Annotated in this window: 14 protein-coding genes; 4 read left to right on the forward strand and 10 right to left on the reverse strand. The window is 59.9% G+C overall.

Going from position 1 to position 13,443, the window contains the following annotated elements; all coding sequences use genetic code 11:
* Positions 1-62 precede the first annotated feature (62 nt).
* Genes ACRWA7_RS18525 through ACRWA7_RS18540 form a run of 4 tightly spaced genes read right to left on the reverse strand, consistent with a single transcriptional unit; the run spans position 63 to position 3,892 of the window.
* Positions 63-767, reverse strand: a complete 705-nt coding sequence (locus ACRWA7_RS18525; protein WP_438395372.1) for a PqiC family protein — start codon at positions 765-767, stop codon at positions 63-65.
* Complete coding sequence (locus tag ACRWA7_RS18530) at positions 764-2,443, reverse strand: intermembrane transport protein PqiB (protein WP_060817204.1); 1,680 nt, start codon at positions 2,441-2,443, stop codon at positions 764-766. Before ACRWA7_RS18530 ends, ACRWA7_RS18525 begins: the two co-directional genes overlap by 4 nt.
* Positions 2,436-3,131 (reverse strand): paraquat-inducible protein A, encoded by a 696-nt coding sequence (locus ACRWA7_RS18535; protein WP_082850353.1) that lies wholly within the window; start codon positions 3,129-3,131, stop codon positions 2,436-2,438. The genes ACRWA7_RS18530 and ACRWA7_RS18535 overlap by 8 nt, the downstream gene beginning before the upstream one ends.
* On the reverse strand, positions 3,128-3,892 hold the full coding sequence (locus ACRWA7_RS18540; protein ID WP_438395375.1) for a paraquat-inducible protein A: 765 nt from the start codon (positions 3,890-3,892) through the stop codon (positions 3,128-3,130). Before ACRWA7_RS18540 ends, ACRWA7_RS18535 begins: the two co-directional genes overlap by 4 nt.
* Before the next feature lie 446 nt (positions 3,893-4,338).
* Here ACRWA7_RS18540 and ACRWA7_RS18545 point away from each other — a divergent pair, with 446 nt between their 5' ends.
* The 4 genes from ACRWA7_RS18545 to ACRWA7_RS18560 all read left to right on the forward strand — a co-directional run bounded on the left by ACRWA7_RS18545 (position 4,339) and on the right by ACRWA7_RS18560 (position 7,718).
* Positions 4,339-4,899 carry a cytochrome b gene (locus ACRWA7_RS18545; protein ID WP_060817203.1) on the forward strand — a complete coding sequence of 187 codons (561 nt, stop codon included), beginning with the start codon at positions 4,339-4,341 and terminating at the stop codon, positions 4,897-4,899.
* Positions 4,900-5,055: 156 nt separating this feature from the next.
* The gene (locus ACRWA7_RS18550; protein WP_438395376.1) at positions 5,056-5,628 is read left to right on the forward strand and encodes a YceI family protein; all 573 of its coding nucleotides are present in this window, start codon (positions 5,056-5,058) and stop codon (positions 5,626-5,628) included.
* A 37-nt stretch (positions 5,629-5,665) separates the two neighbouring features.
* Positions 5,666-6,250, forward strand: coding sequence for a YceI family protein (locus ACRWA7_RS18555; RefSeq protein ID WP_438395378.1), 585 nt, complete (start codon positions 5,666-5,668; stop codon positions 6,248-6,250).
* Positions 6,251-6,443: 193 nt separating this feature from the next.
* The gene (locus tag ACRWA7_RS18560) at positions 6,444-7,718 is read left to right on the forward strand and encodes an MFS transporter (protein WP_438395379.1); all 1,275 of its coding nucleotides are present in this window, start codon (positions 6,444-6,446) and stop codon (positions 7,716-7,718) included.
* A gap of 17 nt (positions 7,719-7,735) precedes the next feature.
* Here ACRWA7_RS18560 and ACRWA7_RS18565 read toward each other — a convergent pair whose 3' ends face one another.
* The 6 genes from ACRWA7_RS18565 to tgt form a co-directional block, all read right to left on the reverse strand.
* Complete coding sequence (locus ACRWA7_RS18565; RefSeq protein ID WP_060858835.1) at positions 7,736-7,993, reverse strand: BrnA antitoxin family protein; 258 nt, start codon at positions 7,991-7,993, stop codon at positions 7,736-7,738.
* Positions 7,994-8,035: 42 nt separating this feature from the next.
* Positions 8,036-8,314 carry a BrnT family toxin gene (locus ACRWA7_RS18570; protein ID WP_438395381.1) on the reverse strand — a complete coding sequence of 93 codons (279 nt, stop codon included), beginning with the start codon at positions 8,312-8,314 and terminating at the stop codon, positions 8,036-8,038.
* A 180-nt stretch (positions 8,315-8,494) separates the two neighbouring features.
* Entirely contained in the window at positions 8,495-9,445 is a 951-nt protein-coding gene (secF, locus tag ACRWA7_RS18575) for a protein translocase subunit SecF (protein ID WP_060858837.1), read from the reverse strand.
* Between the two features lie 17 nt (positions 9,446-9,462).
* Entirely contained in the window at positions 9,463-11,538 is a 2,076-nt protein-coding gene (secD, locus tag ACRWA7_RS18580; protein ID WP_438395382.1) for a protein translocase subunit SecD, read from the reverse strand.
* A gap of 122 nt (positions 11,539-11,660) precedes the next feature.
* Positions 11,661-11,984, reverse strand: coding sequence for a preprotein translocase subunit YajC (gene yajC / locus ACRWA7_RS18585; RefSeq protein ID WP_056356232.1), 324 nt, complete (start codon positions 11,982-11,984; stop codon positions 11,661-11,663).
* Between the two features lie 172 nt (positions 11,985-12,156).
* Positions 12,157-13,317 carry a tRNA guanosine(34) transglycosylase Tgt gene (gene tgt, locus ACRWA7_RS18590; RefSeq protein WP_438396689.1) on the reverse strand — a complete coding sequence of 387 codons (1,161 nt, stop codon included), beginning with the start codon at positions 13,315-13,317 and terminating at the stop codon, positions 12,157-12,159.
* Positions 13,318-13,443 lie beyond the last annotated feature (126 nt).

Consider the following 13,443-nt stretch of genomic DNA (forward strand, 5'->3'; position numbering starts at 1 on the left):
AAAAAACCCGGCGCGCCTTTCGGTGCAACCGGGTTGCGTCGGGACCTGGCCGGCGTCTCAGTTCACTGCGCGGGCACCGCGTTCACGGGGCAGGGCAGCAGACGCGGCGCAACGGGCGCTGGCGGTTTCGCACTTTTCGTCGCGACGGATGCCGTCAACGGCGGCGCCGAGCTTACCGTGCGCACGCCTGCGGAAATTGCCTGGGAAAGCGCATCCACGGCTTGCCGATGCCCTGCCACGAGCGCGTCAAAGCCGTCGCCAACCGGTTGTTCGGTGACTGTCCGGCACGTCAGCACAGCCTGATTGCTGACGCCGCGCACGCTCCAGACGGCGTCGATCAACGCGCGTTTTCCCGGCGACGACTCGAAGCGCTGCACATTTACCTTCACACGATAAACCGCCGCGCCCGCCGGATACGGCGTGCCATAGACATCAATTGCGCCAAGCTGCTGCGACAGATCCGCCGACAACGCGCGCCGCACTTCGTCGGCGGGCAGCGACGCCCAGCGCTGATCCTCCAGCACGCGCACTTGCGCCGCGCCGTCCTGCACGACCATCTGGTTCTTGGAAACTTGCGGCGGCATGTCGACCGGCGCCAGTTCCAGATAGAACGAAGCAGGCGCCACCGTTTTCACGGCGGCGTCGCCTGAACCGCCGCCAAGCGTATAGAAACGGGCGGGCGGCGAACTGCTGCATGCGGCGAGCGCGGCCACGAGGCCCAATGCCGCCACGCCGCCAGTGGCCTTGAAAATTCTGGCCAGACTCATGGCTTATCTCCTGGTTTTCCGCGCAGCAACGACTCCGGATGACGTTCCAGATAATCGGAGAGCGCATTGAGCGATTGCAGCGTCCGCGTGAGTTCCTGCAGCGCCTGATGAACGTCCGACTGCAGCGGCGAGTCTTGCTGCAGCGTGCTTTGCGCTTCGCTGAAGGTCTTCTTCGCGGCCGTGAGCGTGTCACGCGCTTCCGGCGCCACCTGGGTATCGAGCTGCTTGAAGAGGCTGTTCGCGTTCTTCAGTGCGCTGTTCAGGTTGTTGCCAATATCGTCGAAAGGAATCTTGTCCAGCTTCTTCGCGATATCCGCCACCTGGAGCTGCAGTTCGTCCAGCGTGTTGGGCACTGTCGGCAATTCGAGCGGATCGGCCGCGACGTTCACCGTGGCCTTTGCCGCCTTCGGGAAGATATCGAGCGCGACATACAGCTGTCCGGTCAGCAGATTGCCGGTCCGCAATTGTCCGCGCAAGCCGTTCGCCACCAGCTTCTGCAGCAGTTCCTGCCCCGCCACGGTGTTCTGGCGCGGCGCCGAATCCCGGAAGCGCTTGCCGAGCCTGTCCGGGTAGATATTCATGGTCACCGGCATCTGGAACGTGCGCGTTTTCGGATCGTAGTCAATCGCGATACCCGTCACGCTGCCAAGCAAAATGCCCCGGAAATCGATGGGCGCACCCACCGACAAGCCGCGCAACGACTGGTTGAAGTTCATGACAACGCGGATTGGCTGGCCGTCCGGATCGCGCATGGCGTCCGATTCGTCGGAACCGAGGCGGAACGTCATGTTGTCCGGCGCCTGCTGACCAGGTTCCTGGTTCGGCGGCGTCTGGAACGCAATGCCGCCCAGTACCACGGTTGCGAGCGATTGCGTGTTGAGCTTGAAGCCGCTGGAATCGAGCCGCAGATCCACGCCGCTTGCGTGCCACCAGCGCGAATTCGTGCCCACGTATTGATCGTAGGGCGCGTTCACGAACACTTGCATGGTGACGCCGGTGCCGTCTTTATCGAGGGAAAAGCCCACGACCTGGCCCACCTGCACACGACGGTAATAAATTGGCGAGCCAATATCGATGGAACCCAGCGACTCGCCGCGCAAGGTGAATTGACGTCCCTTCTGATCGCCCGTCACCGCCGGCGGCGTTTCGAGCCCCACGAAATGGGTCTCGTCTTCCTTCGACTTCCCCGCGTCCACGCCAATATAGGCGCCAGACAACAACGTGCCGAGCCCCGTCACGCCGCTCGCCGCCACACGCGGGCGCACGACCCAGAAACGCGTGTCCTTCACCGCGAAATCCTCGGCGACCTTGGTCAACTGGACATCGACGAGAACCCGCGAATGATCCTTCGACAACGTGATGTTCTTGACCGTGCCAACATCCACGTCCTTGTATTTCAGCTTGGTCTTGCCGGTCTCAAGTCCTTCGGCGCTTACGAAACTGATGGTGATGGTCGGCCCGCGCCCGGCCACGGATTTCACGACCAGCGCAATGCCAATCAGCGCCGCGACCAGTGGAATCACCCATACGAGCGACGGAATCCAGCGACTGCGAGGCTCGATTACAGGATCGGGGAGATTGGGCGGCAGACCGCCGGGTGGCGATCCGCCTGCATTTCGCGAAGGCTCGTTCGGGCCCTTGGCCGTGTCGTTTGAGGGGCCTTGCGGGCTAGTCATATTTCTTTCCTGAAGGTTCGATGTGATCCCACATCAGCCGCGGGTCGAATTGCATGGAGGCGAGCATGGTCAGCACCACGACGCAGCCGAACGCCAGCGCGCCCGGACCCGGCGTGATGACCGCCAGCGACCCGAAGCGCACGAGCGCCACGGTAAGGGTGACGACGAAAACATCGAGCATTGACCATCGGCCGATCTTTTCCACGATCCTGTAAAGCGTCGTGCGCTGGCGCGGACGCCATTTGGACGCGGTTTGCGTGGCCCAGGTGAGATAGGCGAGGGTGCCGAGCTTGAGCATCGGCACGAGGATACTGGCAATGAAAATCACCGCCGAGAGCGGATAGTCGCCGTCGTTCCAGAACATGGCAACGCCGCTCATGATGGTGTCGTCCTCGGAACCGACAATCGATGAGGTATGCAGCACCGGATACAGGTTCGCCGGAATATAAAGGATCGCGGCGGACACCAGCAGCGCCCAGGTGCGCGCGACGGAATCGGGATTGCGCCGGTGCAGCTTCGCGCCGCAACGGGTGCAGCGCTGCGTTTCGACGGTGTGCGCGCGTTTTTGCACGAGACTGCATGCGTGGCAGCCGATCAACCCCGCACGCGCGGCAGTGGTGTAGACCGGCGCGCTTTCGGCCGGCGCTGCGGCGCCGGTCGGTCCGGCAGATTCGGGCAGGTCGTTCATGGCTTTGGCGGTGGAGGAGCTGCGTCCGGCGGCGTGCCCGACGGCATGAGCGGCCGCAGCAAATCAAGCGGCGAATCGGACTGAAGATCGGTCTGCCGGTCCGGGCCCATGCCGGATTGCAGGCCGCCGAACGGGGTGTATCGCAGGGGGCCGCGTTTGGTCAGCCGCTCCGCAATTTCCCATAGTGCGCGGGGATCGAAGGTCAGGATCAACGCGAAAAGCAACGTCAGCGCGCCGAATGCGAACAGCGCCGCCTCGGGAATCACTCGCGCGATGCTGATCATTTTGACCAGCGTGACCAGCACGCCGAGCATGAAGACTTCGATCATTCCCCAGGGCCGCACGAACTGGATCGCGCGCAGCACCTGACTGAATCCGGCGGGGATGAATCCGGCACGCAGCGCGACCACGAGATACAGCATGGCGACAAGCTCGGTGAGCGGAAAGAGGATCGTCGCGCAAAAAACCATGACGGCGATCACTTCCATGTTCTCGCCCCACAACGCGACAATCGCGCCAATCAACGTGGTTTGCGACGTGATCCCGTTCGTTTCGAGTTCGACAATAGGAAACGCCTGCGCAATCAGGAATGTGATCAGCGCGGCGAGCGTGACGGCGCACAGTTTGTCCAGATTCGACGATACGCTGGGGTAGAGCGTGGCGCCGCATCGCGTGCATTTCGCGGAACTGCGCGCGGGCAGCGTACGCTTGTGAAAAAGCGTGTCGCATTCGTGGCAGGCAATCAGATCGTTTTCTTCCATGAGTGCAATGCTGGCTCGCGGGCGTGTTCAGTATCGTGTGTGTTCTGGTTCCGGGGCAGCCGCTTAAAAGAGCAAGGGCCGGGCCAGCGCGCATGGTAACAAACTAACAAACACCGGCGCACGGCGTCGCTCGAGCGCAGCGGCGCCCAGAAACAATCGGTCTTGGCATGCGCCAGATATTCGAGTGTCGAGTCCGATCATTCCATGTTGCTATCGTTTAGTGGACGCGGCTTGCTGCTCCCGATGTGATTTTTCATCGCGGCGTCAGCCTGATGTCAACTACGCAGCAACTGTAGATCGGCAACTATTTCTCTCCTCAAAGCCGTTTTTTACTTGTTCGGGTAGGATGGCGGCCTTAAGACCTGTATCCCGGGTTTACCGCATCTCCCAGCGATAAACCTATGGGTCGGAAACGTCAATTCCGCACTTCTTCTGGTGGACACCGTATGGAACGCAGCCCGAACTTCGCCAGCTCCGAGAGCTACAGCCGCACCGCGATTGGCCTCCACTGGCTCATTGCGCTATTGATCGTCTGCGGTTTCTATCTCGGCTGGATCATGACCGATATCCCCGGTTTCACGCCAACCAAACTCAAGTATTTCTCGTGGCACAAATGGATCGGCGTGACCGTGTTTGCGCTCGCCGTGATCCGTGTGCTCTGGCGCAGCACGCACAAGACGCCGTCAATGCCACGGCGCATGCCGGCATGGCAGAAGGGCGTCGCGCATCTCACGCATTTCCTGCTCTACGTGCTGATGCTGATCATTCCGGTGTCTGGCTATCTGTACAGTTCGGCCGCCGGAATCCAGGTCGTCTATCTTGGCCTGGTCCCGTTGCCGACCATCATCGGCCCGGACGCCGCGCTGAAGGTCACGCTCAAAATGGTCCACATCTACCTGAATTACACGCTGCTGGTGCTGGTCGCCATGCATGTGCTTGCAGCGCTGAAGCACCATTTTGTCGATCGCGACGGCCTGCTTGCGCGCATGATTCCGTTCCTCCGATAATTTCCCTGCGTGCTTTTTTGCGATGTATTCGCCGGAAATCGACAATTATTGATTCCTGTTTGTTGATAGCCAGTTTCTTCGTGGCGGGTTGCACAGACTTGCGTTTGCTCCTCAAATAGCGGCTCGTCCCACTATCCGGATTGCTTCAGGACACACATGAAACACGTGAAAATTTCCCGTTGGTTGATTGCTGGCGTTTCCGCGGCGTCGCTTGTCACTGCGGTTTCCGCGTTCGCCCAAGCCCAGGTCGATACAACCAAAAGCACCGTCACGGCGACGTCCAAACAAATGAACGTGCCCGTCGATGGCAAGTTCAAGAAGTTCTCCGCTACGCTCGACTTCGATCCCGCCAAGCCCACTGCCGGCAACGCCAGCATCACCATCGATACCGCAAGCTACGATCTCGGCGACGACAGCTACAACAAGCAGGCACGGGACAAGGACTGGTTCGACGTCGCGCATTTCCCAAGCGCATCGTTTGCCTCGACCTCCATCGCGCCGGCCGGCGGCAACAAGTACAACGTCGCCGGCAAGCTCACCATCAAGGGCAAGTCGCAGAACGTGACCGTGCCGGTCACCGTCACGCAGCAAGGCGCGACGCAAACCTTCGATGGCGCATTGCCCATCAAACGCACGCAGTTCGACGTGGGCTCGGGCGAGTGGAAAGATACATCGGTTGTCGCCGATGAAGTCGTGATCAAGTTCCATCTCGTCGCGCTCAAGAAATAAACGGTCTTCAACACTCGTCATTCATCCAGGAAAACACATGAAAAAGAACCTTTTGATTGCAGCCGCAGGCGCGTTGTTCGTGGCGGTATCGGCCAACGCAATGGCAGCGGAAGTCACGTACCAGCTCGATCCGAGCCATACGTACCCGAGCTTCGAGACCGATCACTTCGGCGGCATCTCGGTGTGGCGCGGCAAGTTCAACAAGAGCAGCGGCACGGTGACGATCGACCGGGAAGCGAAGAAGGGCACGCTTGAGGCGACCATCGACATGACATCGGTCAACATTGGCAACGAGAAGCTCGACGGTGAACTGAAGAGCGCGCAATTCTTCGATACCGAGAAATTCCCGACGGCAATGTACAAAGGCACGTCGATGAAGTTCAAGGGCGACGTGCCGGTGGAAGTGATCGGCGAACTGACGCTGCACGGCGTGACGAAGCCGGTGAACCTGAAGATCGAGTCGTTCAAGTGCTTCACCAACCCGATGCTGAAGAAGGAAGTGTGCGGTACGGAGTCGACGGCGACGTTCGATCGTGGCGATTTCGGCGTGGATTATGGCAAGACCTACGGCTTCAAGATGAAGACGACACTGCATATTCAAGCTGAAGGCGTGCGCCAGTAAGCAGGCAGCGACTACTTACACGGTCCAATGCTGTGGACCGGAAAAACCGCTTCGCACGAAGCGGTTTTTTTTTGCCCCGGGTTTTGCGAGCATTTCGATCTGGATTTCGGTGTGGCACAGTCGGCAGCGTTTGCAGTTTTGCTTGCGGGCCGAATGTGCGCGGCATCGATATAAAAATTCCAGGAGAAAATGCATGGCCAGTACGCCTGTATCAGCAACTGTTGTCCGGCCGGCCGCGTGGCGCGCGGTGGTGGCGGCGTCCATAGGCAACGCGCTCGAATGGTTCGACCTCGTGGTCTATGGGTTTTTCGCGGTGGTGATCTCGAAGCTGTTCTTTCCGTCGGGCAACGATTCAGTTTCGATCCTGCTGACACTCGGCACGTTCGGCGTGTCGTTTTTCATGCGGCCGCTGGGCGCGATCGTGCTCGGCGCTTACGCCGATAAAGCCGGCCGCAAGGCCGCGCTCACACTGTCCATTCTGTTGATGATGGTGGGCACGTTAATTATTGCCGTGTTGCCGACTTACTCGTCCATTGGCATTGCGGCGCCGCTGATCCTGGTGCTCGCGCGTTTGATGCAGGGCTTCTCCGCCGGCGGCGAATTCGGCAGTGCAACCGCGTTCCTTGCCGAGCATGTGCCCGGGCGGCGCGGTTTCTTCGCGAGCTGGCAGGTCGCGAGCCAGGGCTTGACCACGCTGCTTGCCGCCATTTTCGGTGTGGTTTTGACCGGGAATCTATCGCCGGAACAGATGAATTCATGGGGCTGGCGCATGCCGTTTTTTTTCGGTTTGCTGATCGGGCCGGTGGCGTACTACATCCGCACGCGACTCGATGAAACGCCTGAATTCCTTTCGGCCGTGACGACCGCGACGCCGTTGCGGGACACGTTTGCATCGAACAAGGAGCGCTTGCTGATTGCCATCGGCACCGTGGTGCTGGGAACGGTTGCGACCTATCTCGTACTCTTCATGCCGACTTATGCGATCCGCCAGTTGGGCCTCGCGCCATCGGTGGCGTTCACGGCGATCCTGCTGACCGGCGCAATCCAGATGGTGCTTTCGCCATGGGTCGGCCATCTCTCCGATACCCACGGCCGCACCCGCATCATGCTGATCTCGGCGGTGCTCTTGCTTCTGCTCATTTACCCGCTTTTCACGTGGATCGTCGTGCATCCCACGTTCGGCAACCTGCTGGTCGTGCAGGCAGTGCTGGGCGTATTGATGACGGGGTACTTCGCCGCGTTGCCGGGCTTGCTTTCGGAGATGTTTCCCGTCGCGACGCGCACGACCGGGATGTCGCTCGCTTATAACATTGCGGTGACCGTGTTCGGCGGTTTCGGGCCGTTCATCATCACGTGGTTGATTGCATCGACGGGATCAAAGGCCGCGCCGAGTTTCTACATGATTTTCGCGGCGGCGATCAGCCTCGTGGCGTTGATGGCGGCGAGAAAACGGCTTGGATTCAGGTGACAGGTACGACCGCGTTCTCATGAGTGCCGCTTTTGCTGCGCCTGCATGTAGGCGCGCAAAAGCTTGTTGATGCGCGTCTGGTACCCCTCGCCTTGTTCCTTGAACCACGCCAGCACGTCGGCGTCGAGCCGCATGGTGACGGCTTGCTTGGGCGGTTTGTGCAGTTCGGCGTTCTTGAAGAAATCGTCGCCAAGTTCGGGCATCTCGCTTGTGTCGATGCTGGCGTCCGGCATGGCTTCCAGGCGCTTCCAGTCGGTCTTCGTAGTTTTGCTCATGGTTTTGCTCTGCCCTTAAGTGCCTGGAAGGCGTTGAATGGATCAACGGGAAATGGCGTCCCCATAACGTCTTACTTCGGGACGCGTTGCCTTGCGTGCCGAAATGATCCGTATGGTGTCGCCGTCGCGCTCTACATATACGACCAACGCAACGATCAGTTTCATCCATCCGAGCGCAATCCAGCGGTCTTCGCCAAAGTCTTCCCGGCGATCCGCCGCGGTCAGCACGGGATACTTGAAAATTCCGACCGCGTCATTGAAGTCGATACCGTGTTTCCGGATATTGCTGCGGTTCTTCGCTTCGTCCCACTCGAATTGCATGACGCTTCCTGTATTTACGATTGTACATACATTGTGAGGTGTTAGGAACTCCCGCAGTCGGCTTCCCCGTAGCCGCGTGCGTCGGTTCCACCAAATGTTGCAAATCCCCGCCCCAAAAGCAAAAAGGCCGACTCTTTCGAATCGGCCCTTCCTGCCTTCAAACATTGAATCCCTGGCGCTTTAAACCTCTGCGCCAGCGTTCGGATCGTTGGGATCGAATTTCGGCTTCTTGTCCTTCACCAGATCTTCGCGCTTCACGCCGAGCCACATAGCCAGCGCAGCAGCCACGAACACCGACGAATAAATACCGAACAAGATGCCCACCGTCAGCGCGAGCGCAAAATAATGCAGCGTCGCGCCGCCGAACAGGAACATGGACAGCACCATCATTTCCGTACAACCGTGAGTGATGATGGTTCGCGACATGGTGCTGGTGATTGCGTGGTTGATCACCTCGATCACCGTCATCTTGCGCTGCTTGCGGAAGGTTTCGCGAATCCGGTCGAAGATAACCACCGACTCGTTCACCGAGTAACCGAGCACCGCAAGAATCGCTGCCAGCACCGAGAGCGAAAACTCCCACTGGAAGAACGCGAAGAACCCGAGAATGATCACCACGTCATGCAAGTTGGCGATAATGCCGGCCACCGCGTATTTCCATTCGAACCGGAACGACAGGTAGATCACAATGCCGATCACCACGCACGCAAGCGCGAGCAGCCCGTTGGTGACGAGTTCCTTGCCGACTTGCGGACCGACGAATTCAACACGCTGCAACTGCGCCTGCGCATCCTGGTTCTTCAGCGCACTCATCACCTGATCGCTTTGTTGCGCGGACGTCAATCCTTGCTTCAACGGCAAGCGGATCAGCACGTCGCGCGACGTGCCGAAATTCTGCACCTGGGCGTCGGGATAACCGAGCTTGCTCATGGTGTCGCGCACGGGTTCGAGCGGCACGGCCTGCGGATACTGCACTTCCACCACGGTCCCGCCGGTGAATTCCACGGAAAGATGCAGCCCGCGATGCAGAAGGAAAAACACAGCGGCGAGAAACGTGATGAGCGAAATTGCGTTGAAAAGCAATGCTCGCTGCATCAACGGCAGGTCGCGGCGAATACGAAAGAATTCCATGATTTATTCTCCGGGACTCAGTTGGACGAGCCGGGTTTTTTCGGCTCGATGCCAGGCCCCGAGCGGCGGCGAACAACCGGCTTGCCGTTGCGAAGCGCGGGCGCAGCCTGCTTCTGCTTCTGCGCACGGGCGGGGACTGGCGTCTTGGCGCGGGCGGCGGGCTGGACGATTTCGTCGACGGGAGAATCGTCACCACGCTCGTTCGCCAGATAAGCGGCGGTGGCCGCGGCCGTGTCGCTGCCAGTCGGACGCCAGACCTGACCAATCGCGAGCGATTGCAGCTTCTTCTTGCCGCCGTACCAGAGATTCACGAGACCGCGCGAGAAGAACACAGCCGAGAACATGGACGTCAGGATGCCGATACAGTGCACGACCGCAAAGCCGCGCACCGGACCCGAGCCGAACGCGAGCAGCGCCAGACCGGCAATCAACGTGGTCACGTTCGAGTCGAGAATCGTCGCCCATGCGTGCGAAAAGCCGTTCTGAATCGCGAGCTGCGGCGGCGCGCCGTTGCGCAGTTCCTCGCGGATCCGTTCGTTGATCAGCACGTTCGCATCGATTGCCATACCGAGCGCCAGCGCAATAGCGGCGATACCTGGCAGCGTCAGCGTGGCTTGCAGCATGGACAAAATGGCGACCAGCAACAGCAGGTTCACCGACAGCGACAACATGGAGATCAGGCCGAACAGCATGTAGTACGCGATCATGAAGACGGCGATAGCGGCGAAACCGTACTGCACCGAATCGAAGCCCTTCCTGATGTTGTCGGCGCCCAGGCTCGGGCCGATCGTGCGTTCTTCGATGATGTCCATGGGCGCCGCGAGCGAGCCGGCGCGCAGCAGCAGCGCGAGATCCGTTGCGGCTTGCGGCGAAGGCTGTCCGGTGATCTGGAAGCGGTCGCCGAGTTCGGACTGGATGGTCGCGACCGTCAGCACTTCGCCCTTGCCTTTCTCGAACAGGATCATGGCCATCGGCTTGCCGATGTTGTCGCGCGACACGCTGCTTACCGAACGGCCACCGGCCGCGTCGAGGCGAATGTTCACGGACGGACGCTGATGTTCGTCGAATCCCGCCGATGCGTCGATGATCCGGTCACCCGAGAAAATCACCTGCTTGCGTACGAGCGTGGGCCCAGTGTTGCCCTGCGTGAAGAGTTCGTCGCCGGGAGGAACCGGGTCGTTCGGGCCCGGATGCGTGTTGGTCGGATCGGCGAGGCGGGCTTCGAGCGTTGCCGTGCGGCCGATGATGTCCTTCGCTTTCGCCGTGTCCTGCACGCCCGGCAGCTCGACCACGATCCGGTCGGAGCCTTGTTGCTGGATCACCGGCTCGGCCACGCCAAGCTCGTTCACGCGGTTATGCAGCGTGATGATGTTCTGCTTGAGTGCGCTGTCTTCAACCGTCTTTTGCGCAGCCGGGGTGAACGTGCCGACCACCTGGTAACCGTCGCCGCCTTGGCGCGTCGCCCATTGCAGTTCGTTCAGGCTCGTCGAAAGCACCGTGCGCGCGGAATCGGCGGCAGCCTGGTCGGAGAAGTTGACCACCACAGCCTGATTCACGCGATTCACGCCGCCATCGCGGATGTTTTTATCGCGCAGGAGGGCGCGGGCGTCAGTGGCGTTCGAATCCAGCTTCTTGTTCAGTGCCCCCGCCATGTCCACTTGCAGCAGGAAGTGCACGCCGCCGCGCAAGTCGAGGCCAAGGTACATGGGCAATGCATGCAACGCAGTGAGCCAGCGCGGCGAAGCCGCCTGCAGATTCAGTGCGACGATATATTGCGGATCGTTCGGGTCGCTGTTGAGCGTTTTCTGCAACAGATCCTTCACGCGCAATTGCGTATCCGTGTCTTTCAGGCGCACGCGGATGTTCGCGTTAGCCGACGAGTTGTCGAAGGTGACTTCGTCTGCCGCGATCTTGCTCGCCGACAGGGCGCCCTCGACATTGGCAAGCGTTGACGAATCAAGCTTGACCGTTGCCTTGCCGCTCGATACCTGCACCGCTGGCGCTTCGCCGAAAAAATTGGGCAGTGTATAGACGAGGCCGATGACGAGCGCCACCAGCATCACGGCATATTTCCAAAGTGGGTAGCGATTCATGGGAATGGCCGAACAGGAGAGTTGGCGAGGAGGGGATAAGCGTTTGCGTCCGGCAATGAGCGGGCTGCCGGCTTAAAGGTGCGTAACCGCACGAGCCGCGCCGGACGCAAGAAATATCGGCCTTACAGCGACTTGATCGTGCCTTTCGGGAGGATGGTCGTGACAGACGCCTTCTGGATGGTGATTTCCGTGCCTTCCGCGATCTCGACGCCCACATACGCGTCCGACACCTTCGTCACCTTGCCGACAATACCGCCGTTCGTTACGACTTCGTCACCCTTCGCCATTGCAGCCAGCATGTTGCGATGTTCCTTCTGGCGCTTCATTTGCGGGCGAATCATGATGAAGTACAACACAGCGAACATCAAGATCAGAGGCAGAAAACTCATGATGCTTGACTGTGCACCGTCGGCGCCTTGTCCGAAGGCTCTTGAAATAAAATCCACGTCGGTCTCTCCGTTATAACGATCAGAAAATTAGCCCGCCATTCTAACACCGGGCTTCGCCGCACAAGCGCGGAATGCGCTTTGTGATCAAGCTGTTAAAGGGCGGCGTAAAGCAATTGTAATGTCTATTGCGTGAATCGAAGCGTCGATCAAGCGAACGTTAGCCATCTGGTCAGTCGATTCCACGCGCCCGGTTCTCGTGAAACACCTTCACGAACGCGTCGAACATGTGGTTTTCGATTGAATCGCGGATTTCCTGCATGAGTTGCAGGTAGTAGTGCAGGTTGTGGATGGTGTTCAGTTGCGAGCCGAGAATTTCGCCCACGCGATGCAAATGGTGCAAATATCCACGCGTGAAATGACGGCAGGTATAGCAGCCGCAGCTTTCGTCGAGCGGCCGGAGCGAGTTCTTGTGTGTGGCGTTGCGGATCTTGACATCGCCGAAGCGGGTGAAGAGCCAGCCATTGCGCGCATTGCGGGTCGGCATCACGCAGTCGAACATGTCCACGCCCGAGCCTACGCCCGCGACGAGGTCTTCAGGCGTGCCCACGCCCATCAGATAACGGGGTTTATTGGCGGGAAGCTTCGGGCCGACGTGTTCCAGCAGGCGGATCATCTCTTCCTTCGGCTCGCCGACCGATAAACCACCGATCGCAAATCCATGAAAATCCATGTCCGCGAGACCGGCGAGCGATTCGTCGCGAAGATCCTCGAACATGCCGCCCTGGACAATGCCGAACAGCGCGTTCGGGTTGCCGCCCCGCGCGAATTCATCGAGCGAACGTTTGGCCCAGCGCATCGACATGCGCATGGAATCCGCCGCGTCCTTGTGCGGCGTAGGCACGCCGTTGGTGGCGTAGGGCGTGCATTCGTCCAGTTGCATCACGATGTCAGAGTTCAGCACCTTCTGAATCTGCATCGAGATTTCCGGCGATAAAAACAGCTTGTCGCCATTGATGGGCGACGCGAACGTGACGCCGTCTTCGGTGATCTTGCGCAGATCGCCGAGAGAGAAGACCTGGAAGCCGCCGGAATCGGTGAGGATCGGCCGGTTCCAGTTCATGAAGCGATGCAATCCGCCATGCGCCGAGATTGTTTCCAGCCCTGGACGCAGCCAAAGGTGGAACGTGTTGCCGAGGATGATCTGCGCGTGCATTTCCTCGAGTTCGCGCGGCTGGACGGCCTTCACCGTGCCGTAGGTGCCAACGGGCATGAAGATCGGCGTCTGGACCACGCCATGGTTCAGCGTGACGCGGCCGCGGCGCGCCTGGCCGTCGGTTGCGATCAGGTCGAACGCAAGGCCATTTTCCGGGCGAGTCGTTGTTTCGGCCATATGGGTTGTTTCGTTCATTTCGTTCATTCGAAGCTCCTGCCACCGGAAAGGCCCTGCATTGGGGACGGAGTCAGGCGCTGAAGCGCCAACTCCGGACCGGCGTGTCCGGCGCAAATGGGTAATTTA

Source organism: Caballeronia sp. DA-9 (assembly GCF_051615025.1).
In the GTDB taxonomy this organism is placed as follows: Bacteria; Pseudomonadota; Gammaproteobacteria; order Burkholderiales; family Burkholderiaceae; genus Caballeronia; species Caballeronia sordidicola.

Coding starts and splice junctions, on each gene's coding strand:
- ACRWA7_RS18525 (WP_438395372.1), bottom strand. CDS start 767: ATGAGTCTGGCCAGAATTTTCAAGGCCACTGGCGGCGTGGCGGCATTG.
- ACRWA7_RS18530 (WP_060817204.1), bottom strand. CDS start 2,443: ATGACTAGCCCGCAAGGCCCCTCAAACGACACGGCCAAGGGCCCGAAC.
- ACRWA7_RS18535 (WP_082850353.1), bottom strand. CDS start 3,131: ATGAACGACCTGCCCGAATCTGCCGGACCGACCGGCGCCGCAGCGCCG.
- ACRWA7_RS18540 (WP_438395375.1), bottom strand. CDS start 3,892: ATGGAAGAAAACGATCTGATTGCCTGCCACGAATGCGACACGCTTTTT.
- ACRWA7_RS18545 (WP_060817203.1), top strand. CDS start 4,339: ATGGAACGCAGCCCGAACTTCGCCAGCTCCGAGAGCTACAGCCGCACC.
- ACRWA7_RS18550 (WP_438395376.1), top strand. CDS start 5,056: ATGAAACACGTGAAAATTTCCCGTTGGTTGATTGCTGGCGTTTCCGCG.
- ACRWA7_RS18555 (WP_438395378.1), top strand. CDS start 5,666: ATGAAAAAGAACCTTTTGATTGCAGCCGCAGGCGCGTTGTTCGTGGCG.
- ACRWA7_RS18560 (WP_438395379.1), top strand. CDS start 6,444: ATGGCCAGTACGCCTGTATCAGCAACTGTTGTCCGGCCGGCCGCGTGG.
- ACRWA7_RS18565 (WP_060858835.1), bottom strand. CDS start 7,993: ATGAGCAAAACTACGAAGACCGACTGGAAGCGCCTGGAAGCCATGCCG.
- ACRWA7_RS18570 (WP_438395381.1), bottom strand. CDS start 8,314: ATGCAATTCGAGTGGGACGAAGCGAAGAACCGCAGCAATATCCGGAAA.
- secF (WP_060858837.1), bottom strand. CDS start 9,445: ATGGAATTCTTTCGTATTCGCCGCGACCTGCCGTTGATGCAGCGAGCA.
- secD (WP_438395382.1), bottom strand. CDS start 11,538: ATGAATCGCTACCCACTTTGGAAATATGCCGTGATGCTGGTGGCGCTC.
- tgt (WP_438396689.1), bottom strand. CDS start 13,317: ATGGCCGAAACAACGACTCGCCCGGAAAATGGCCTTGCGTTCGACCTG.